The 22,395-nt window shown below is 51.5% G+C and carries 15 protein-coding genes; 8 read left to right on the forward strand and 7 right to left on the reverse strand.

Annotated features, from left to right (window positions below):
- The first annotated feature begins 67 nt into the window (after positions 1-67).
- Entirely contained in the window at positions 68-856 is a 789-nt protein-coding gene (locus H8L32_RS11020) for a helix-turn-helix domain-containing protein (protein WP_186947230.1), read from the forward strand.
- On the opposite strand, the gene H8L32_RS11025 is transcribed toward H8L32_RS11020, so the two are convergent.
- The 7 genes from H8L32_RS11025 to H8L32_RS11055 all read right to left on the reverse strand — a co-directional run bounded on the left by H8L32_RS11025 (position 829) and on the right by H8L32_RS11055 (position 9,237).
- Positions 829-3,108 carry a patatin-like phospholipase family protein gene (locus H8L32_RS11025; protein ID WP_186947231.1) on the reverse strand — a complete coding sequence of 760 codons (2,280 nt, stop codon included), beginning with the start codon at positions 3,106-3,108 and terminating at the stop codon, positions 829-831. The two genes, H8L32_RS11020 and H8L32_RS11025, sit on opposite strands and share 28 nt — an antisense overlap.
- A gap of 188 nt (positions 3,109-3,296) precedes the next feature.
- The gene (gene rimJ, locus H8L32_RS11030; protein WP_230412150.1) at positions 3,297-3,851 is read right to left on the reverse strand and encodes a ribosomal protein S5-alanine N-acetyltransferase; all 555 of its coding nucleotides are present in this window, start codon (positions 3,849-3,851) and stop codon (positions 3,297-3,299) included.
- A gap of 24 nt (positions 3,852-3,875) precedes the next feature.
- Entirely contained in the window at positions 3,876-4,820 is a 945-nt protein-coding gene (locus H8L32_RS11035; RefSeq protein ID WP_186947232.1) for a hydrogen peroxide-inducible genes activator, read from the reverse strand.
- Positions 4,821-5,025: 205 nt separating this feature from the next.
- Positions 5,026-5,937, reverse strand: coding sequence for an SDR family NAD(P)-dependent oxidoreductase (locus H8L32_RS11040; RefSeq protein WP_186947233.1), 912 nt, complete (start codon positions 5,935-5,937; stop codon positions 5,026-5,028).
- Between the two features lie 343 nt (positions 5,938-6,280).
- Complete coding sequence (locus H8L32_RS11045) at positions 6,281-6,655, reverse strand: hypothetical protein (RefSeq protein ID WP_186947234.1); 375 nt, start codon at positions 6,653-6,655, stop codon at positions 6,281-6,283.
- A 51-nt stretch (positions 6,656-6,706) separates the two neighbouring features.
- Positions 6,707-8,023, reverse strand: coding sequence for a Xaa-Pro dipeptidase (locus H8L32_RS11050; protein WP_186947235.1), 1,317 nt, complete (start codon positions 8,021-8,023; stop codon positions 6,707-6,709).
- Positions 8,024-8,256: 233 nt separating this feature from the next.
- Positions 8,257-9,237: a hypothetical protein gene (locus H8L32_RS11055; protein WP_186947236.1), complete on the reverse strand. Its 981-nt coding sequence runs from the start codon at positions 9,235-9,237 to the stop codon at positions 8,257-8,259.
- A 465-nt stretch (positions 9,238-9,702) separates the two neighbouring features.
- Between H8L32_RS11055 and H8L32_RS11060 the strand changes: the two genes are divergently transcribed.
- The 7 genes from H8L32_RS11060 (at position 9,703) to H8L32_RS11090 (ending at position 22,325) form a co-directional block, all read left to right on the forward strand.
- Entirely contained in the window at positions 9,703-10,095 is a 393-nt protein-coding gene (locus H8L32_RS11060; RefSeq protein ID WP_186947237.1) for a hypothetical protein, read from the forward strand.
- A gap of 542 nt (positions 10,096-10,637) precedes the next feature.
- A complete protein-coding gene (locus H8L32_RS11065) occupies positions 10,638-13,436 on the forward strand; it encodes a TonB-dependent receptor (RefSeq protein WP_186947238.1) in 2,799 nt (932 codons plus the stop codon).
- Between the two features lie 178 nt (positions 13,437-13,614).
- Entirely contained in the window at positions 13,615-15,123 is a 1,509-nt protein-coding gene (locus tag H8L32_RS11070; protein WP_186947239.1) for a tryptophan halogenase family protein, read from the forward strand.
- Between the two features lie 87 nt (positions 15,124-15,210).
- Complete coding sequence (locus H8L32_RS11075; RefSeq protein ID WP_408058855.1) at positions 15,211-16,410, forward strand: cation:proton antiporter; 1,200 nt, start codon at positions 15,211-15,213, stop codon at positions 16,408-16,410.
- 397 nt (positions 16,411-16,807) lie between these two features.
- Complete coding sequence (locus tag H8L32_RS11080; RefSeq protein ID WP_186947241.1) at positions 16,808-18,172, forward strand: MFS transporter; 1,365 nt, start codon at positions 16,808-16,810, stop codon at positions 18,170-18,172.
- A gap of 25 nt (positions 18,173-18,197) precedes the next feature.
- On the forward strand, positions 18,198-19,883 hold the full coding sequence (locus tag H8L32_RS11085) for an alpha-amylase family glycosyl hydrolase (protein WP_186947242.1): 1,686 nt from the start codon (positions 18,198-18,200) through the stop codon (positions 19,881-19,883).
- A gap of 33 nt (positions 19,884-19,916) precedes the next feature.
- The gene (locus H8L32_RS11090; RefSeq protein ID WP_186947243.1) at positions 19,917-22,325 is read left to right on the forward strand and encodes a glycoside hydrolase family 31 protein; all 2,409 of its coding nucleotides are present in this window, start codon (positions 19,917-19,919) and stop codon (positions 22,323-22,325) included.
- Positions 22,326-22,395 lie beyond the last annotated feature (70 nt).

Here is a 22,395-nt window from a genome sequence, read left to right on the forward strand (position 1 = left end):
TATCACTATTTTTGGTATTGAAATACGGTACTATTTGCAAAATTTAACTTTTCCTCAGGAAGCGTTCATGAGTTCACCCGAATTGGTCTTGAAAGTCTTGCGTTCAGAATTGCGGGCAGCAGGCGTGACATACAAAATGCTGGCAGAACGCATAGGCATGAGCGAATCCAGCATGAAGCGCATGTTCGGGCAAAAGGACATGAGCCTTTCGCGTCTGGCAGAAATCTGCAAGGCAGCAGGCATTGCCATGGAAGATATATTGCGACAGGCAGCGGATGTCACACCGCAATCTGACACCCTCAGCCTGGAACAGGAACAATCGCTGATGGCTGACCCCAAGCTTTTGCTGGTGGCAATTTGCTGCCTTGGACACTGGACGCTGGAACAGATCATCGAAACCTATCACATGTCCGAATCGGAATGCATATTGCAAATGATAGCGCTCGACAAGCTGGCCCTGATAGAACTGCGCCCGCATAACCGTTATCGCCTGAATGTGTCGCCCGCATTTCACTGGCGTCCGGACGGCCCGATACAGCAATATTTTCGTGATGTGGTGGTCAGCGATTACTTCGCCGGCAGCTTTGACGGGCCTGGTGAAACCCTGCTGTTTGTACCGGCCAGGGTTTCTTCACACAGCGCACAGGAACTGGTGCAAAAGATCCAGCAACTGGCAGCCGAGCTGGCCAGGCTGCATCAGGATGACCGGCGTCTGAAGCCGGAAGAGCGTGATGGCTTCACCTTGCTGGTGGGTTTCCGCTCCTGGGAGTTTTCAGCCTTCACTGCGTTGCGCCGCCCGGAAGCAGCGCCCGTTGTCAAGAGCCTGACTCACCAGATAGGGCCAAGGAAAAGATAAAGCGAGGAACCGTTGCCGCGGGTTGCACCGGCGGCAAAAAACAGCGGGCCAAACCGGGTATCAATCGATATGTGCGCGCTGGCTGCCTGCTTCAGGGTATTGAAGCGCAGCGGCTGCTTGTCGCCATAGGCATTGCCGATCTCGGCAGAAAAGCCCAGGCGTATGGCACCGCCCACTGTGCTCGGGAGTGAACCTATCTTCCGTGCCAGCAGTATCCGGCTGAATGCGGTGGCATTGCCCGTCAATGAATTATTTGCCGTGCCGGACAGACGCAGGAATCCACCCAGCGGATTCGGCGCACTGCCGCGCTGCGATTTACCCCATTCACCATATACGTGACCAGCCCATTCGCCGAACTGGAAGGCGGTCAGTACGTCGATTTCAGACTGAGCCTGGGAAGGTTCACTTGGTCCCTTGGACGGTGCTCTTTCCCAGGTTACGGCGATACGATCTCCACGGCTTGGGTAAGCCAGTGAATCCAGTGTATCGAGCTGGAAATTGACAAATTGCGTCGTATCAAAATAACGCACACTGTCCTGGCTGGTATTAGCTGGCAGCAGCAAATCGACTTTACCAAAACCGCGCGTGATACCTGCTTCTATCTTGCCCCAGTTGTCCAGCAGACGACCAAAGGTCATGGTTGCCTGGGTGGCACGCACACCGACACGGGCAATCTTGCGGCCATCGTTAAACAAGTCCAGGCTTTTGCCATTGTATTGGATGGAAGGGGCCAGGAACCAGGGGGACCCTGATCCAATGGGCTGCCAGAATTGCGTGCCCAACTGACGTTCGCTGCCTATGCGCGCGACGCTGCGCAGTTCAGCACCGTAACTGTTGAGTGATGAAGCGATATGCATGAGACTTAAGGCGAAGCGGTTTTCGTCGGCAAAATCGCTGGTCAGCTCCAGACCCACGCGCAGGCGATTGCGGCTGGAATTGGATTCTGTTGGCCGTATCAGCACATTGCGCTTGCCTTCTGCATCGGTGATAACGGTTTCCACATTATCGATGTCGCCGCGTCCATACAAGCGGGCAGAGGCCTGTCGTATCTGTTCTGGCGTCAGCACCTGTCCCTCCTGCAGGCCGGTTTGCGTGATCAGTGCTTTGGGATTGATATAGCGTGGGCCTTCCACTTCCACCTTGGCCAATGGCAGTTTGCCGGTGCTGGATTTGGCAGTCAGTGTGCCGGTGGAGCGCTGGTATTCAAAGCTGGCATATTGCTCATCAGTGACGCGCAGGGCTGCCAGTTTATCGGCCATTTTGTGGGTGGCGGTTTCACCTGCCTTGATGGATTTTACATATTCAGCAAAATCGAGAAAATTGACACCGGATAATTCTGGCGCAATCAGGATGTCGCTGCTATGCATTTGCCTGATCGAGCGTTGTACGTTCTGTTCGGTCAGGATTTGCAGCATTTGTTTGGTGACATCAATAGCGCTGTTCAATTCACTTTCTTTTGCCAGCGGCGTGCCCACGTTCACGGCAATGACGATATCTGCACCCATGGAACGTGCCAGTTCTACCGGCAGATTGCTGACCAGTCCACCGTCCACTACCAGTTTCTGTTTGATACGGACCGGCGCAAATACACCAGGCAGTGCCAGTGAGGCGCGCATGGTCATTAGTAAAGGTGTGTCGTTCAGTTCTACCATGTCCCCAGTCAGCAAGTCAGAGGCAACCGAGCGGAAAGGCAGCGTTAGCTGATCAACCGGCTGGTCGCGCATGCCTTCCGGCATCAGACGGGTCAATGCATTTTCCAGCGCTGCGTTACCAGCTGCTGCAGGTGGCAGGAAGACGCCGGATTTGGTTACCGCAAATTCTATGCGGGAAGGTAGTAGAAAATCTTCTTCCTTGCGCCGGTAATCGAGGTCATAACGGGCAGGGCGGTCGGCCAGCACGTTGTCCCAGTTGGTGTCACGCACGATCTGTTCAAGTTCGTCAGCAGAACGGCCGGCTGCATAGGCACCACCAACAACGGCACCGATGCTGGTGCCTACGACCATATCCACCGGCACGCGCAGTTTGCGCAGTGCGCGCAAGACGCCGATATGGGCAAAGCCACGGGCACCGCCGCCAGACAGGACCAGCGCGACCTTGGGGCGTGGGCTGGCAACAGAACTGGTATTGGCTGCTGGCGATGCTTCAGTAGTGTTTTGGGCGCGACTGGAAAGAGGGGAAATACCGGCCACCAGGGCGGCCAGCACGACCATGTGGTTCAGCGAAAGGCGCAGCAATGAGCGTAGCGATGACATGAATACTGCTTTCTCCAGAAAGACAATGATGACGTGGCAGTGGAATAGACTGCACAATGATCATCCGGTTTCGCAAAAGACCGCAGTATATATGCAACTCTGTGCAACTCTATGCAATTATATTTATTGCATGACAATAATGAATAGAATGGCAATGAGCGACAGGGTTTGATGCCTGCCCAGGCAGTTCAGCTTTGTTCTGCGGTATTGACCAGGGCGGTCAATACATGGTCACGCCAGACACCATTGATTTTCAGGTAGGACCTGGCGTAGCCTTCTTTTTCAAAACCCAGTCGGGTGAGCAGGGCAGCGCTGCGCTGGTTTTCCGGCACGTAATTGGCCATGACGCGGTGCAGATTGTGTGCATCGAACATATGCCGGATGCCGGCCTGTACCGCTTCAAACATATATCCTTGTCCCTGCTGTTTTTCACCTATGGCATAGCCAAGGTGGCAGGCCTGGAAGGCACCGCGCACGATATTGCTGAAATTGCAGATGCCTATCATTTCCTGATCCTGGCATACCGCAAAATGCACTGCCAGCCCCGCTTCCATCAAGCGTGTACTGGCCAGCAGGCGTTCTTCGCATTTTTCCAGCGAAAAAAAAGCCGTGTCACGAGCCGGCTCCCAGGGGGCCAGATGCTCGCGGTTGTTCAGCAGATACTGCTGCAGCAATATGGCCTGTTCTGGCAAAAGTACCCGCAATTGCAGGCGTGCGGTGGCGATAGCATCCGTCATCAACATAGATATCAACAGGGAGTAACGGGATTACAGTCCACTCGGGGCTTCATCCAGCATGGTGACGCCAGGTAAGTCGCAAGCCAGCACGGCCTTGCGTATGGCCTCAATGGCAGCCTGACGGGTAAAGCTCTTGCGCCAGGCAATTACCACGCGACGGTCCGGTGCCGGCGCTGTGAACGGCAAATAGCGCAACATGCCGTCACGTGCGTCCATGTCAGGCACCGATGCCATCGGCAATACCGTAATGCCTATGCCGGAAGCCACCATATGACGTATGGTTTCCAGTGAAGATCCTTCAAAGGTTCTGGCGATGCCATCACCGGTGGTAGAAAAGCGTGACATTTCAGGGCAGACTTCAAGCACCTGATCGCGGAAGCAGTGGCCATTTCCCAGCAAGAGCATGGTTTCTGACTTGAGCTCTTCTGCGGATACTTCACTGCGTTCCGCCCAGGCATGGTCTTTCGGCATGGCGACCACAAACGGCTCGTCATACAGTGCCTGCACCATCATGCCATGGTCGGGTATGGGCAGAGCGACGATGGCGGCATCGAGTTCACCCTGACGCAGCAATTCCATCAGCTTGACGGTAAAGTTCTCCTGCAGTACCAGTGGCATCTGCGGCACCTGCTGTATCATGGTTTTGACCAGCGTGGGTAGCAGGTAAGGGCCGATGGTATAGATCACGCCAAGACGGAAAGGACCAGCCAGCGGGTCCTTGTTTTGTTTGGCAATTTCCTTGATGGCGGCAGTTTGTTCCAGCACGCGTTCAGCCTGGGCGACAATCTGCGCACCCAGAGGCGTAGTCGAGACTTCCGTGCCGCCGCGTTCAAAGATGGTGACGCCCAACTCATCTTCGAGTTTCTTGATGGCGACGGACAGCGTTGGCTGTGCAACAAAGCAGGCTTCAGCCGCATGGCCAAAGTGCTTTTGCCGGGCAACCGCAACGATGTATTTTAATTCTGTGAGTGTCATGCCGATAGTTTGGCACAGACTGCGGGCAGCGTCAGCAAGTGCTTGGCTCCTGATCTATATTTTTTTCTATTTTCACAAGAAAATAGGGGGAGTATTTTTGGATAACCATATCCGACAGGCATGGGATTGCTGAATTTGCGGATACTCTGGTCTGTCCCTAAATTGTAACCGGGCACCACCGTGATGGCTGTTGCCCGGTTTTGGTTCAGCGCTTGAGCTGGCTCATGGCCTTGCTCAGCTCCAGATGACCTTGTGCCGCACCACTCTCCGGCACTGTTTCTGCGTCGCGCTGCCTGACTTCGCTCAGGCGGGCTGCCAGTTGTTCAGGGGCATCGTCACCCCTGCCTACCCACACACCCTGAGTCATGGTGATATGGGCTGCTTCAAAGCTGCCAGCGCCAGCGCACAGAATAGCGCGAGTCGGCGCCTGTTCAGACGCCAGCACCAACATCGCCGGAACGACATCGGATGGTTGCAGGGCTTTCAGGATTTCTTCCGGGAACAAGGCTTCTGTCATGCGGGTGGCTGCGGTTGGTGCCAGGCTATTGACGCGGATGTCGTATTTGGCTCCTTCCAGTGCCAGAGTCTGCATCAGGCCGACCAGCGCCAGTTTGGCTGCACCGTAATTTGACTGACCGAAATTGCCGTACAGGCCGGAAGACGAGGTCGTCATCACGATGCGGCCATATTTTTGTTCCGTCATGACAGGCCAGACCGCCTTGCAGCAATGCACGGCACCCATCAGATGCACATCCAGCACCAGTTTGAAATCAGCAATGTCCATTTTGGCAAAGCTCTTGTCGCGCAGGATACCGGCATTATTGATCAGGATATCGATGCGGCCCCATTGTGCCAGGGTGTCTGCTACCATGGCCTGTACGGCCTCAAAGTCGGTGACCGATGCACCATTGGCGATGGCTTCGCCACCTGCTGCACGGATTTCTTCCACCACTGCCAGGGCAGCGGCAGACGAACCACCGGAACCGTCACGTGCACCGCCGAGGTCGTTGACGACCACTTTGGCACCGCGTGCCGCCAGCGCCAGCGCATGTTCACGCCCCAGTCCACCACCTGCACCAGTCACGATGGCAACACGGCCTTTGAAGTCGATAGTCATTGTTAGTCCTTATTTATAAAAAGTGCCTGCTTGTTGGCAAGCAGGCAGAGTCGTTAAAAGAGATTTTGTAGGACTTACGCAAAATCGCCCCAGCTGCGTTGCAGCTCCTCTCCTAGGAGCCGCGTACTATTCGTACTGTCTTCGTCGCTACGGTGCAGTCGGGGTTTCAGACAACATGTTGTCTGCCGACGTAACGAACCTCCCTTGCTAGGGAGGTTTCCTAAAAGCGATAGCCTTGCTGGGACAATTTTGCGTAAGCCCTATTTTGTATAATTTTACTTTGCCGCCAGCTTATTCATCTGAAGGTGCAGGATTTATCGATCCAGAGTGAATGACAATGTGTCTATTTGCTGGACTGCATTTGTGCATCAATATCTGCCAGGCATTCACGTCCACGCTGTGTGATGAGCAGTTTGCCGGTACCTGCATCCACTTCCACATGTGCTTTTTTGCCGAGGAAAGTGGCGACCGGACCAGGCAGGGCCGTGTCAGGGTCATTGGCGATGGCGCGCAGGCCATCGATGCATTGCTTGATGAACAGGGTTTGCCGGCCGGTTTCAGTCAGTTCCAGTGTGCCGTCCTTGCGGTATGCCATCAGCTTGATACCGCACAGGCGTTTGGCATTGCGGCTGATGCATACCCCGGGCTTGTTCTGGCGCGGCAACTTGCTTAGTTGCTCAAGGGCGTCGTATTCATCTATGCTTAATTTGTGACTCATTGCTGCTTTCCGGGGTGATTGAGGGCGCTATACCCTCATATGTTTGAATTCTTATTTTGCTGCTGTTTTGTAGATGCTGCCATTTTTCATGACAAAAGACACCTTGGTCAGGACGGTGACATCAGCCAGCGGATCGGCTTCGACCGCGATCAGGTCGGCGAATTTACCGGCCTTGATACTGCCGATTTTTTCTTTCTGCCCCAGCAGGTCGGCTGCATTGATGGTGGCGGCTTGTATTGCCTGCATGGGTGTCATGCCATATTTGACCATATAATAAAACTGTTTGGCATTATCACCATGTGGGTAGACGCCTGCATCGGAACCAAAAGCCATGCGTGCACCACCGAGCAGGGCAGCGCGGAAGTTGTCACGCTGCTTCTGGCCTATTTCCCTTTCTTTTTCCAGTGATTCTGGCAAGAAACCAGCTTTCTCGCCTTCGCCCAGAATATAGTCGTCATTATAGATATCCATCACCAGCCAGGTGCCATGCTGTTTTGCCAGTTGTATGCCTTCGGCATCAATCAGGCTGCTGTGTTCTACCGAATCTACCCCGGCGCGAATGGCGTCGCTGATGCCACTGGCACCGTGGGCATGGGCGGCAACCTTACGTCCCAGCTTATGCGCTTCCTGCACGATAGCCTGCATTTCCTCCAGCGTATATTGCTGAGCACCGGCGGCGTCACCCTTGGACAAGACTCCGCCGGTAGCACAAATCTTGATCTGGTCGGCACCATACTTGGCCATTTCCCTGACCTTGCTGCGCGCTGCCCAGGGGCCGTCTGCAACCCCCTTGCCAACGTCATTGTATTCTGGTGGCAATAAATTATTGTCGCAATGGCCACCCTTGATGCCTAATGCATAACCGGATGCCAGCACCCGTGGACCGGGGAAGTCACCATCATTGATGGCATCGCGCAAGGCGACATCAGCAAAACCTTCAGAGCCGACATCGCGTACGGTGGTAAAACCGGCATTCAGGGTGTCGCGTGCTGCCCTGACACCATACAGCGCGGCCCTGACATTGGATGTGCCTAGTGAACTATAGCCGTGCTGACGTGGATTGCTGGTCAGGTGGGTATGCGCATCAATCAGGCCCGGAAGTACAGTCGCTTTTGACAAATCTATCATCGTGGCATTGACTGGTATGCTGGTCGTCGCTAAAGGAGTAATGGCGGCAATGCGTTCGCCATCAATCATGATCAGTTGATCACGCAAGACTCTGGCATTTTCAACATCAATCAAACGGCCTGCCTTGATGGCGATCAGTTGTTTTGCAGCTACTTTTTCCTCGGCAACTGCAGTGGCAGAAACAAGCAACAGGCTGCTGCAAAACAGGCTGGTGAAGACGTGTTGCAGGTTTTTTTTCATTATTTTCACTCTCGTCACATGTTGTTATCGCTGTTTTCATGGGCATCGGAAGTCAATCGCCCAAGAAACTCAACTTTCTTATGGCATTGTACGATGGTAGGGATAATTACGACCATATTCTGGCGGACAATGCGGTTTTGACTGCAAAAACATTAAGGCACGAGATGTAATCATGAGTGCCGCCCTTGTCAGCGTGCTGTTATACCTGATAACTGTCTGGCGCTGTACTCAACTCAGGGATGGAACAAAAACAGGACCCTCAGCAAGACATCATTGATGGCATTCGACCCGGTGAGCCAGAATAAGAAGTAGCCCGCCGCTACAAGACGCATGCCGTTCAGGTAAGTTTTTCTGAGCCTGTTTTGTGCATGTTTCCAAAACAGGTCAATGGCAAAAAAAGCGATCAGTGCCAAAGACCAGAATACAGGGGCGAGCAGCCTGTCATTGACAGGATCAAGATTAAACCGGTAGGCGCTCGACAGCACCAGAAAGCTGTGTGCAACCGTATAAACGATCAGGAAAGAAATCAAGCGAAATGGATATGCCTGCGCCTGGTTTTCATGTCCGGGCTGTCTGGGTATCCTGTCATGGGCGTAGATAAAAAATGCCAGCAAGCAGGTTAGCATGATGCCACTTAGCAGCAAGCCTGAGGCATTGAAATAAAAGTGAGGGAAAATCCAGTGAGCTATCGTGTTACCAAACCGATTGATCTGCAGCATGATATCCGGATTGCTGACCGGTGTTCGTGGCCCTGTCAAAAAACCGGACAGGGCTTGTGTCCTGAGTAACCAGAATACATAAGGAATGGTGGCAGCAACAAGACCTGTTGCACATAGCAGTTTTTCTTTCAACTGACGGCCAGTGTGGTAAAACAGGCTGAACAGCATGGCCGCAAGCAAGGCAATACCAACATGCCTGGTGAGCAGTACCAGGGCAAGCAGGATGACTGAAATGAGAAAATTACGCTGACTGTTTTTACCCGACAAAAATTGTATCCAGCAATAAGTTGCCGATACACACAAGGGCAGGTATAGCGCTTCACTCCAGGTGGTTTTGTATATTTGCTCTACCGGTCCCGACAGCAGTACCATCAGCAGCATGAAAAATGCTATTTTTTGCGAATGAAACTGCGATTTCGTCATGGTGCCCAATGACAGCAGCAACCAGCCATATAAAAACACATTGGTATAGCTGGCGAATGCATTGACACTCATCTTCGTCAATGAAAACAGAGAAAGCACTATGGGATACAGCGGCGGCCAATAAATATAGGCATCCCCAAAGCTCTGATCCAGAGAAAACTGCTGTGCTGCACGGATGTAATTGAGTGAATCCGGCGTGAGATTATTTATCTTGTTGGAGGCTATCTGGAAAACGACAAATACACATGCAAGAAATAGCAGAAAAATTTTCTGCTCATTGTTGTTTATTCCGGTTTTTTCAGTCATTCGTGGGGATTATTTGGCTTGTTTGGGTTGTTCTGTAGGGTGCAGCAATCAGCGATTTTTGTCTGTTCTTTAAACGGCCTTTGGTATCTTGCCTGCAGTTTAACGCAGACTGAAGCCCATTTTTGCAGCAAACGGCGTCCATGCCCAGAATGTTTGCAGGTATATGGCATTGCAGTCAGCCCGGCCTTCAGGTATGTTGGCAGTATTTCCGTTCATATTTCCAGGCATGCCATGTTGATCTTTATTGTTATTGCTGCCACGCTGCTGATGCTGGTTGGCGCCTGGGGTTTTGTTGGTATCTGGCGCTTTGCCAGATCGGGTGCGACACCAAAGAACTGGAAGAAGCTGGTTTTTTCTACCCTGGGTGCGGGCCTGCTGCTGGGACTGATTTCCAGCCTGGCAACGTTCTGGATGCTGTTTCCCTATCCGAACAGTATGGGCCCGGGCTGGTTTGCCGGCCTGCCTTACGTGGCGGTGTATGTAGATGCCAACGACAATTATTACCACTTCAGTTTCACACAGGTAAGTGTGATTGCGAACGCCTGCTTCTGGTTTTTATTACCATTTGCTCTTTTGCGTGTGTACGGCGCCATCTGGCGGCGTCAGCAGCTTGGTGCAGAATAAAACTGCCAGGTGCTTTTCAAGCGCTTAAGAATGTTTCCGCACCCTGATCGGGTGTGCTGGCTTATCACTGTTGCTGATCTGGCCGTGGTTTCACATAGTGCACTCCACAGGTAATTTCGCCTTGTTTCTCCTTCCTTGTGTCTCCTTCCTTATTTCTCCCTCACTACCGGCCCCCGTTGCTTTTCACGCATTTACGTGTGATGGGCAAGTTCAAGCCAAATAAAATACGGGCTTTAGGACGTATGCATTAAAAAAGTAAGTAGTCCAATTACATAAAGTAGTATAACTACATATTAAACTTTGCTGCTTTGTGGGGCATTCGCAACATGTTCAGGTGCAATTAGAGCCTGTCCTCACATAGGCCCATATCGGTGCGTGTATTTTCCTTGTAGTTTTTTGTAGTCTTCGTTTGACATTGAATCTAGTTTTAGTACAGAATCCATTTCGGAACGTTGGGTTCTGATTGCCAGGCCGGAATGTTGGGTTTCTGCCTGGCAGCTCGAAGAGTGCAGGTCATATATAAAAGTGTGAGGGGACATTACATGAAACATGCTACGCAAAAGAGTCAGCAGGGCGGAGCTCTGCATCGTTTTTCTTTTAAGTTGAGTCCGGTTGCGGCCGGATGTGCAGTGTTGATTTTTGGTTTGACTGACATCGCGTCAGCACAACAGACAGTAGATAGCACCGTCGTGGTCACTGGTATCCGCAAGGGTATTGAAGAGGCAATTTCCATCAAGAAAAATTCCAATTCCATTGTTGAAGCCATTTCCGCAGAAGACATCGGCAAATTGCCCGATGCTAGTGTGGCCGAATCGATTGCCCGTTTGCCTGGCGTCACGGCGCAGCGTAGCCGTTCGTCGGGCAAGGCGGCGGATGTCAGTGTGCGTGGTCTCTCGCCCAGTTTCAACGGTTCCTTGCTGAACGGTCGTGAACAGGCATCTACCGGCAATGCGCGCAGCCCGGAATTTGATTTGTTTCCGGCAGAACTCATGGGTTCTGTGCTGATCTATAAAACACCGGATGCAGCCTTGGTTGGTCAAGGTCTGGCCGCTACCATCGATCTGAATACACTCAAGCCGCTGGACTTTGGCAAACGTGTTTTGGCGGCAAGCTATCGCAAGCAACGCTCAGGCGTGCAATCAGGCTCCGAAGAGGGCACAGGCGACCGCGCATCTTTCTCTTATGTGGATCAGTTTGCTGACCGTACCATCGGTTTGTCACTGGGGCTGACCAAGTTCAAGGAGGATGGCGGCGGCCAGCAAAAATTTGATTCCTGGGGCGGTTATGCGCCTTTGGTAGACTATAACGGTGCCAAGGTTGCCGCACCTGGTGGCTTTAAATCCGATACCGAAGTCAGTAAAAACAACCGCGATGGTGCTTCGCTGACCTTGCAATACAAGCCAAATAAAAACTTTAAATCGGCTGTCGATGTATTTTATTCCGCCGGTTCCACCAGCTTGAAGAAAACCGGTCTGGAAGGTGCAATTGCCGGTTCCGCCGGTGGCTATGACCCGGATGGCGTGCTGAGCAATGCCACCATCGTGAACGGTGTTGCCACAGCCGGTACTTTCAGCAACTATAAAGGCGTAGTACGCAATCATAAGGAAAGCGCCGACGACAAGCTGACATCGATAGGCTGGAACAATGAACTGAAACTGGATGAATGGACGGCGATTGCAGATCTGTCTTATTCCAAGGCAGTCAAGCACAGTAAACGCTATGAAACCACAGCCGGCCAGCCCGGTGATGCAGCTTCCCTGGGTTCGATTTCGTACACCGGTTTTAATGGCAGTAACTTTGCTGACGTCAAGTACACCACCAGCCTGAACTATGCTGACCGCAATGTCGCCAAACTGACAGACGTTGACGGTTGGGGCGGTGGCCCGAACACGCCGCAAGCCGGTTATGTCGCCCTGCCGGATATTAACGACAAAGTCAGCAGCATACGTTTGATCGCAAAACGTGACCTGAACTTCGGTCCTGTCGTGGCGGCACAGTTTGGCTTCAATTACACTGATCGCGACAAGGCGCGCACGGGTCAGGAAGGTCGCCTGGTCGTGAAGGGGGGCGGTGGCTATGCATCCGCAGCGGTGCCGGGCAGTGCTGTCGCAACGGCTGGCACAGTGGGTTTGCCTATTGTTTCTTTCGATCCGGATAATTCTCTGGGTTCGATTTACGAACTGGCGCGCTGGGTGGATGCTTCGGTGCTGGCAAAAGACTGGTCCGTGAGTGAAAAAGTGACGACAGCCTATGCCATGGGTGATCTGGACGGCCAATTGATGGGCTTTAATTACCGTGGCAATTTTGGTGGACAATTCATTCATACCAATCAAAACTCTACCGGCAACCAGGTTGATCTGGCGAAGTGTACCGGCATTACCGCTGCCACCTGCCCCTTTACAACCGTCAGCGGCGGCAAGTCGTATTCTGATTTCCTGCCCAGCCTGAATGTGTCGTTTAACCTGGGTAAAGAACAATTCCTGCGTCTGGGCATGGCCAAGGTCTTGTCGCGTGCGAATATGGATGACCTGCGTGCCAGCCAGGAATTTGGCGTCAATACCGGCGGTCCTTATCCTATCCTGACAGGTAGTGGCGGCAATGCAGAGTTAAAGCCTTTCAGTGCAAAAGCTTTTGACCTGTCATATGAAAAATATTTCGGCAAGAAAGGCTATTTCAGCGTTGCCGGTTTCTATAAGCAGCTTGATACTTATATCTACCGCGCACCTCGTTCATTTGACTTTAAACCTTTCGTCAGCGCCAATACACCTTTACCTTTGAGTGGCCCGTACAAGGGTTCCACCATGGGCTTGCTGACTACACCGCAAAATGGCACAGGTGGCAGTATTTCCGGGTTTGAAATTGCATTGAATATTCCTTTCTCGCTGATCACACCTGTGCTTGACGGTTTTGGCGTGATGGTGAATCATTCGGACACCTCCAGCCAGATCACCTTGCCTGCAATTGGTTTTGGTACCACGAATATCAGTGCCGCCAATATTCCTTTGCCGGGTTTGTCCAAACGTGTCAGCAATCTGCGCCTGTATTATGAAAAAAATGGCTTCCAGATTGCCATCGCAGGTCGCAAGCGTTCCGATTTCCTGGGACAGATCAGCGACTTCCAGGATAATCAGCAACTGACTTTTATCAAGGGTGAAACGATAGTCGATCTGCAAATGTCGTATGAATTCCAGACTGGCTGGCTGAAAGGTTTGTCTGTGCTGGCGCAGGCAAATAACTGGAACAATGCACCGTTCCAGCAGTACAACACGGATCCCAGTGTGATCACTGACAAGACTGTGTACGGCAGGACTTATTTATTCGGTGTGAACTATAAGTTCTGAACCGGATTGCAAACAAGCCGCTGTTAGCATAATGCCGACAGCGCTTATGTTTTAAAAACTGCCGACCAAGCCTGAGATGTCATTCATTTGAATTCGTATTCAAATGCGTGTCGCCTCCAGGCTTGGTCGCTTTCTTTTATGCAGGGGATTTGTTTTTCAGGTGTTGCAGGGGACAAAAATGCACAATGCAAATATAAAAAATATTGTAGTGGTTGGTGGTGGTACGGCAGGCTGGATGACGGCGACTGCCCTGGCAACGGTATTGCAGGGGCAATACCGGATTCATGTCGTGGAGTCGGATGAAATTGGTATTGTCGGTGTCGGTGAGGCAACCATACCTATGATACAAAGATTCAACCAGGTGGTTGGTATTGATGAAAACGAGTTTCTGCGGGAAACCCAGGGTAGTTTCAAGCTGGCGATAGAATTTGTCAACTGGGGCAAACCGGGTGACCGCTATATGCATGGTTTTGGCACCATAGGTCAGGACCTGGGAACCGTGCGCTTTGACCAGTACTGGCAAAAAATGCGCAAATTGGGCAAGGCGGATGAACTGGCCGCATATTCAATCACGCGCATGGCTGCCAGAGCAAACAAGTTCATGCCAGCGCGGCATGATGTGCCAAATTCACCGCTGAACCAGATAGCGCACGCCTACCATTTTGATGCCAGCCTGTATGCGCGTTACTTGCGTAAAATTGCCGAGTCGCGCGGTGTCGTTCGTACCGAGGGCAAGATTGTTTCAGTCAGTCAGCATGAAGCTGATGGTTTTGTCGATGCCGTCACGCTGGAAAATGATCAGCGCATCAGCGGTGATCTGTTTATTGATTGTTCCGGCTTTCGCGGTTTGCTGATAGAACAGACTTTGCAGACAGGTTATGAAGACTGGTCACATTGGCTGCCATGCGACCGGGCGCAGGCAGTTCCCTGTGAGTCGGCAGCAGAATTTTTACCCTATACCCGCGCGACGGCACACCGTGCAGGCTGGCAATGGCGCATACCCTTGCAGCATCGTACCGGCAATGGCCATGTGTATTGCAGCAAGTACGTCAGTGACGATGAGGCAGCATCGGTTTTGCTGGCCAATCTTGATGGCAAGCCCTTGGCCGATCCGCGCGTGATCAGGTTCAAGACCGGCATGCGTAACAAGGCCTGGAACAAGAATGTGGTAGCGATAGGACTTGCCGGCGGGTTTCTGGAGCCATTGGAATCGACCAGTATTCATTTGATACAGTCGGCGATTGCGCGTCTCATCGATTTCTTTCCCAATCAGGGTTTCAATGCGGTTGATATTGCGGAATACAATCGCCAGTCACGCCTTGAATATGAGCGTATCCGTGACTTCGTGATTTTGCACTACAAGCTCAATCAGCGCGAGGATTCCGACTTCTGGAAAGACTGTGCCAGCATGCAGGTGCCAGACAGTCTGCAGCACAAAATAGATTTGTTCCGTGCTAGCGGTCGCTTGCTGCGCATTGACAATGAATTGTTTGCCGAAGTGGGCTGGTTACAGGTGTTTGAAGGACAAAATTTAGTCCCTGAAAATACCAATCCTCTGGTAGATTTACAGACCGAAGCGGATACGATCGACTATCTCGAGAGCGTGCGTGAAGTAGTGCAGAAATGTGTGGCCATCATGCCGGATCATGCTGCCTATATTGCCCAGTATTGCGCGGCCAGAAGTTAAGCAATACAGGTGCGGGGAGACACCGCCGTAAAACAGGCGGTGCATAAAAATATAAACCTAAATCCAATCAAAATTATGCATACAGGGATGAGCACCACCGAGATTTTCTTGATCGCGATGTTTGTGATTTTTACCTTGCCCTACCTGATCTGGCGGGTAGGAAAAACCGACTATTACGCACCACTGGTTGTAGTGCAGATTATCACTGGTATCTTGCTGGGGCCTGGCGTGTTGGGCGCCATTTTCCCGGATTACTATAAATTTGTGTTTAATCCCCAGGTGATACAGTCGTTGAACGGTATTGCCTGGTGGGCGGTGATGATCTTTGTCATGGTTGCCGGAATAGAACTGGACTTGAAGAAGGCCTGGGAACACCGGCGTGAAAGTACCATTACCGCAGGCCTGGCACTGGGCATGCCTTTGCTGTTCGGTTGTGTTGCCGGCATGGGTTTGCTGACCATGGACGGCTGGATGGGGCCCAAGGCCATGAGCTGGCAATTTGTGCTGGGGGTGGGCATGGCGTGTGCGGTAACGGCTTTGCCTATTCTGATATTGTTGATGGAAAAGCTGGAGATTTTGCGCCAGCCCATAGGTCAGCGCATCTTGCGTTATGCCAGCCTGGACGATATTGCCATCTGGGGCGTGCTGGCGATTATCTTGCTGGACTGGACCCGGGTAGGGCGGCAAGTTGGTTTTCTGTTGTTATTTGCCATCACTACCTATTTGTTCCGCAAGCTCATGGTCTGGTTGCAAGAGCGTGATCGCTGGTACGTGGGGCTGATCTGGCTGGCTGCCTGCAGTTTTGCCGCTGACTGGGCTGGTCTGCACTATATGGTGGGCGCTTTCCTGGCTGGGGCAGTCATGGATGCACACTGGTTTAATCAGGAAAAAATGGACTTGATGCGCCATCATGTGCTGCTGGCCATCATGCCGGTGTTTTTCCTGAGCACAGGCTTGCGTACCAACTGGGCCATGGGTGGTGTTGCTGTGTTTGTTGCCGCAGGCGTGTTATTGGTCGCTTCGGTTGCCGGTAAACTGATAGGCATACAGGTGGCAGGCAAGATACTGAAATGGGAAAAGGGCGAGGCTTCCATCATAGGCTGGTTATTGCAGACCAAGGCCCTAATCATGATTATCTTCGTCAATATTTTGCTGGATAAAAACATCATCACCAGCGAGACCTTTACCGCCTTGCTGTTGATGGCCATCGCCAGCACCATGTTGACCGTCCCTGTCGTGTATCCGAAATTGCAGAAAATGAAGGAGCTTATTTTCAGGAGCAAGTAAAACGCCTGACAGTTTAGCTTTACGATAGAAAATGCCCGCTGCTTTAATGAAGCTAGCGGGCATTTTTCCTTATGCTTTCAGACCTTTCTGGCAAGATGCGGCAAGCGGCGAAACACATGTAAAAATATGGGTAGTATTGCTACAACCATCTATTTTAAAATCTCACCCTGCTTTGAATTTTCTATTTAAAAGTTGCTTTAAAATTCTTTGTAGTTGTTATTGAAAATTTATGTAGTTTGATTACATTTCACTGTGGTAGTATTTCAAAAATGCGGGCTTGGCATGGTGACTTTGTTGGGAAGTCGTTTTCTGCCACCAAGCGATGCCGCAACAAGTAGAACGCATCTCTATTTATGAAATGAGTTCTAGTTGATAATAAATCTGGGGACACAACACCATGCAAGTATCTGCATACAAACCACGTCTGTCGTTCTGGCAGTTGTGGAATATGAGTTTCGGTTTCTTTGGTATTCAATTCGGTTTTGCGCTGCAAAATACCAATACCAGCCGCATATTTTCTACCCTGGGTGCAAATCCGGATGATCTGGCATTGTTCTGGCTGGCTGCACCCATCACGGGTTTGCTGGTGCAACCGGTCATCGGCTATCTCAGTGACAATACCTGGCATCCATTTTGGGGCCGTCGACGACCTTTCTTTTTTATCGGTGCGATACTGGCTTCGGTCGCGATGTTCCTCATGCCCAATTCCACGGCCTTGTGGATGGCGATTGCCGTGTTGTGGATGATGGACAGCGCCATCAATATATCCATGGAGCCCTTCCGTGCCTTTGTCGGTGACAAACTCGACGTGTCGCAACAAACTGCCGGGTTTGCCATGCAGACTTTTTTTATTGGTTGCGGTGGTGTGATTGCATCGTTGTTGCCGACGATATTTACTGATTATCTGGGTGTCAGCAATGTACCGGTAAATGGTGCCATACCCGATACGGTCAGGTATTCCTTCTATTTCGGTGGTGCGATATTTGCCTTGTCCGTCATGTGGACAGTATTCACTACCAAGGAAATTCCTCCGGCTGATCTGAAAAAATTCAAACAGGAACGCACAAACAATCAGGGCATAGGCAAGGCGATATCGGAAATCCTCGGCGGCTTCACCAAAATGCCCAGGACCATGGTGCAACTGGCGCTGGTACAGTTTTTTACCTGGGTCGCCCTGTTTGCCATGTGGGTGTATACCACGCCTTCGATTGCGCAAACGGTTTTTCATACCAGTGATGCACAGTCAGCCGCCTTTCAGGAAGGTGGTAACTGGGTAGGTATCATGTTTGCCGTGTACGGTGGTGTATCTGCACTGGCAGCATTCCTGTTGCCGGTATTGGCGAAAATGACCAGCCGCAAATTTGTCCACATGCTGTGCCTGGTGATTGGCGGTATCAGCCTGGTAAGCATCTTCCTGATTTCATCGAAGCAAATGCTACTCTTGCCCATGGTGGGGGTGGGTATCGCCTGGGCCAGTGTATTGACCATGCCGTATGCGATATTGGCCGGTGCTCTGCCTGCCAATCGCATGGGATATTACATGGGTCTGTTCAATTTCTTTGTAGTGATACCGCAGATCATTGCCGGTGTCGTGCTGGGTGCAATATTGAAACACGTGTTTGATAATCAGTCAGTCAAGGTTTTGATGCTGGGCGGCTTTTTCATGATACTGGCCGGTTTGCTGACTTTGCTGGTCAAGGATGAAGCAGCCGAAGCTGCATCAGGTATTGACAAGACGGCAGCCAATGCGGCCGCAGTTTAATCCATAGCACCATCCGGGACTCATCATGCAAATGACTGCAATAAAACTGGGGTTGGCATTGCTGCTGGCCGTGGGTTCGATTTCTGCGTCTATGGCTCAGTCATCTCCGCACAAAAAAAGCTCACTCCAGCCATTTTTATGGGAAAACGCCACTGTCTATTTTTTACTGACAGACCGCTTCCATAACGCCAATCATAAAAATGACCTTGCCTATGGCCGCAAAAATGATGCGGCAGCTTTACGCGGTTATGCCGGTGGCGATCTGGCTGGTATCACAGCCAGGATCAAGTCTGGCTATTTCAAAGACCTCGGTGTTGATGTCATCTGGCTGACGCCACCGGTTGAGCAAATCCATGCGGGTACCGATGAGGGTACGGGAAAATCCTATGGTTTCCACGGTTACTGGGCCAAAGACTTCACCCGTGTCGATGCCAACCTGGGTACAGAAGCCGACATGCGCGAGTTTGTCGATACTGCGCACGCGCACGGCATGCGTGTCTTGCTGGATGTGGTTATGAACCACCTGGGGCCAGTGACAGAGCAAGACCCTGTCTGGCCAGAAGAATGGGTCAGGACATCGCCAGTCTGTACTTATAAGGATACTGAAACCACCGTCAGTTGCACTCTGGTGAAAAACCTGCCGGATATACGTACAGACAGGCTAGCCCCTGTCAGCCTGCCGTCAGTGCTGGTAGAGAAGTGGAAAGCAGAAGGGCGCTACGACAGGGAAGTCAAAGAGCTGGATGATTTTTTTCAGCGCACAGGTTTGCCACGTGCACCGCGCTACTACCTCATGAAATGGCATGTAGACTGGGTGAAGAAATACGGTGTGGATGGTTTTCGCGCTGATACCGCCAAGCATACCGAGCCAGAAATCTGGAAAGAATTGCATGGCCTTGCCAGTGCGGCGTATGAAGACTGGAAGCATGCCAACCCCAAAAAGAAACTGGGCAACCAGGCCTTTTTCATGACTGGCGAAGTGTATAACTACGTGCTGGCTAACGGCCAGGACTTTGACATGGGGGGGGGCAAGACCGTCAATTTTTACCAGAATGGTTTTGACAGTCTCATCAATTTTGGTTTCAAGTCAGATGCCAATAAAAATTATGAAGCCCTGTTCAGTGACTATGCAGCGCGTCTTCATGGCGCTCTGGCCGGATATTCCGTACTCAATTACATCAGTTCACATGATGATGGCGGGCCATTCGATCTCTTGCGTCAAAAACCGTTTGAATCCGCCAACAAACTTTTGCTAAGCCCTGGTGCTGCGCAAATTTATTATGGGGATGAAACCGCGAGATCGCTGAATGTCGCTGGTGCACAGGGTGATGCGACCCTGCGTTCTTTCATGAACTGGGATGAGCTGAAAAAAAATGCCAGCCGTAATGGCTACCGCATTACCGATGTCCGCCGGCACTGGAGCCGCCTTGGCCTGTTCCGGCGTGCCCATCCTGCCATAGGTGCTGGCTTGCATGAAAAACTGGCAGACCAGCCCTATACCTTTAAGCGTACCTATGCGCAGCAGGGCATCAGTGACAAAGTGGTGATCGCGCTCGATATACCGGCAAAGACCTATCCCGCGATCAGTGTGCATGGTGTGTTTGCCGATGGACAAATATTGAAAGACTATTATTCGGGCAAGACGGCCACAGTCGTCAATGGCAAGGTGCAGTTCAATAGCGGCCTGAGCACGGTATTGATCGCACCTTAGTACGCCTGGATTGAAAAAATAATCTGAGACAGCATGAGAAAAACATCCATATTAAAACTGAATATCATGGTGGCTGTGGCCTTGTCACTGGCGAATACAGCGCAGGCACAAAATGCCAATCGCACTATCGTGTCGGTAGAGCGGCAGGCGAATCAGCTGGAAATAAAAACCAATGATGGTCGCTACGTCTTGAAGCCGTATAGCGACAAGATTATCGAAACCAGTTTTATCCCTGTTACCGAGAGTTTTAATCCTGCATCGCACGCCGTTGTGTTGCAGCCTTCACCCGTCAAGACCAGTTTCAGGGAAACTGCCAGCAGCATTCAGTATGTCGCCGGCGATATCAGCGTGACCATCACCAGATCGCCGTTGCAGCTTGCCTATGCGTATAAGGGCAAGCCCCTGTTGTCTGAAAAAAATGGCTATAGCAAAACTGCAGATGCAGAAGTGCTGGACTTTAATCTGGATGCGACCGAGGCACTGTATGGCGGCGGTGCCCGTGCCCTGGGGATGAATCGCCGTGGTAATCGTCTGCCGTTATACAACAAGGCCCACTATGGTTATGAAGAGCGTTCAGAGCAGATGAACTTTGCCATGCCAATGGTGTTTTCTTCCAAAATGTATGGTCTGCATTTTGATAATGCAGCGATAGGGCAGCTTGATCTCGACAGCAAGAAAAACAATGTACTGGCTTATGAAACCATTAGCGGCAGAAAAACTTACCATGTGATCGCCGGTGACAGCTGGGCTGACATTGTCAGTAACTATACCAGCCTGACCGGCCGTCAGCCTCTGCCGCCGCGCTGGACCTTCGGCAATTTTGCCAGCCGCTTTGGTTACCATACCGAAGCAGAAGCACGCAGCATACTGGATAAATTTCGTGCAGAAAAAATCCCTGTCGATGCCATCATCTTTGACCTGTACTGGTTTGGTAAAGATATCAAGGGCACCATGGGTAATCTGGAATTTGACAGGGACAGCTTTCCCAACCCCAGGGGCATGATGGCTGATTTTGCGCAACAGGGCATTAAAACCATACTGATCACTGAACCGTTTGTCCTGACTACGTCAAAAAAATGGCAAGAAGCCGTCGATAAAAATGTGCTGGCGACCGACAAACAGGGTAAGCCATTTACTTATGATTTTTATTTTGGAAATACTGGCCTCATCGATATCTTCAATCCACCAGCCCAGGACTGGTTCTGGGCTATCTACAAAGACTTGAAAAATCAGGGCGTCGCCGGCTGGTGGGGAGACCTGGGGGAACCGGAAGTGCATCCTCCAGCTTTGCAGCATAAGACTGGCAGCGCTGACGAGCTGCACAATATCTATGGGCATAACTGGGTCAGGCTGATTGCCGAAGGCTACCATAAAGAATATCCGGACGAACGGCCCTTTATACTTATGCGTTCCGGTTATTCCGGTTCCCAGCGCTATGGCATGATTCCCTGGTCGGGAGATGTCAACCGCAGTTGGGGTGGCTTACGTTCACAGCCTGAAATTGCCTTGCAAATGGGCATGCAGGGCATGGCCTACATGCACTCCGATCTCGGTGGTTTTGCCGGTGCCAATCTGGATGATGAATTGTATGCACGCTGGTTACAGTATGGTGTTTTTCAGCCAGTTTTCCGCCCGCATGCACAGGAAGAAGTTGCTTCCGAACCCGTGCTGCGCGAGCCCAGGACCAGGGCGTTGGCCAAGGCCGCCATAGAATTGCGTTATCGTCTGTTACCCTACAACTATACCCTGGCGTTTGATAACAATCAGCAAGGCCTGCCTTTCATGCGTCCGCTGTTTTATGCGGAACCGGACAAGACTTTCTTGCAGAACGCGGCCGATACCTATCTGTGGGGCGACAGTTTTCTGGTACATCCGGTATTGCATGCCGGGCAAAAAGAAGCCATCGTTTATTTTCCTGCGCACCATCACTGGTTTGATTTTTATACCGGACAGTTATACCGTGGCGGCACTAGCCAGGCAGTGTCTGTTGAGGCAGATCATATTCCGGTATTTGTGCGTGCCGGTGCGTTTATCCCGATGACGGGGCCGATACAAAATACCCGTGACTATTCTGCCAGTGCACTGGAACTACACTATTACCATGACGCTACAGTCAGGCGCGCCAGTGGCAAGCTCTACGATGATGACGGCGTGACAGCGCAGGCCTTTGAAAAAGGCGCATATAGTCTCTTGCGTTTTAACAGCACGGTGAAGGGCAGGCAACTGGATATCAGCTTTAGTGCCCAACAGGGGCGGCTGATGCCGGCCAGTGACCGCACAATCAAATTGCTGGTACATGGTATTCGCAGCAAGCCAGCACAGGTTCTGAGCCAGAAACAGTCGCTGCCTTTTGTCTGGGATGAACAGAAGCAGTTGCTGAGCGTGGATGTGCACTGGCAAAAAAATACTGTCCACCATCTGAATGTGCAACTCAGTCATTGAGTGATATTGCTCAGGCGCCCGCAGGGAATGCGGCATTTGTTGGCTGATTTGCCCTGATCTGGCTGACGAT

The organism is Undibacterium hunanense (assembly GCF_014284335.1).
Classification (GTDB): Bacteria; Pseudomonadota; Gammaproteobacteria; order Burkholderiales; family Burkholderiaceae_D; genus Undibacterium; species Undibacterium hunanense.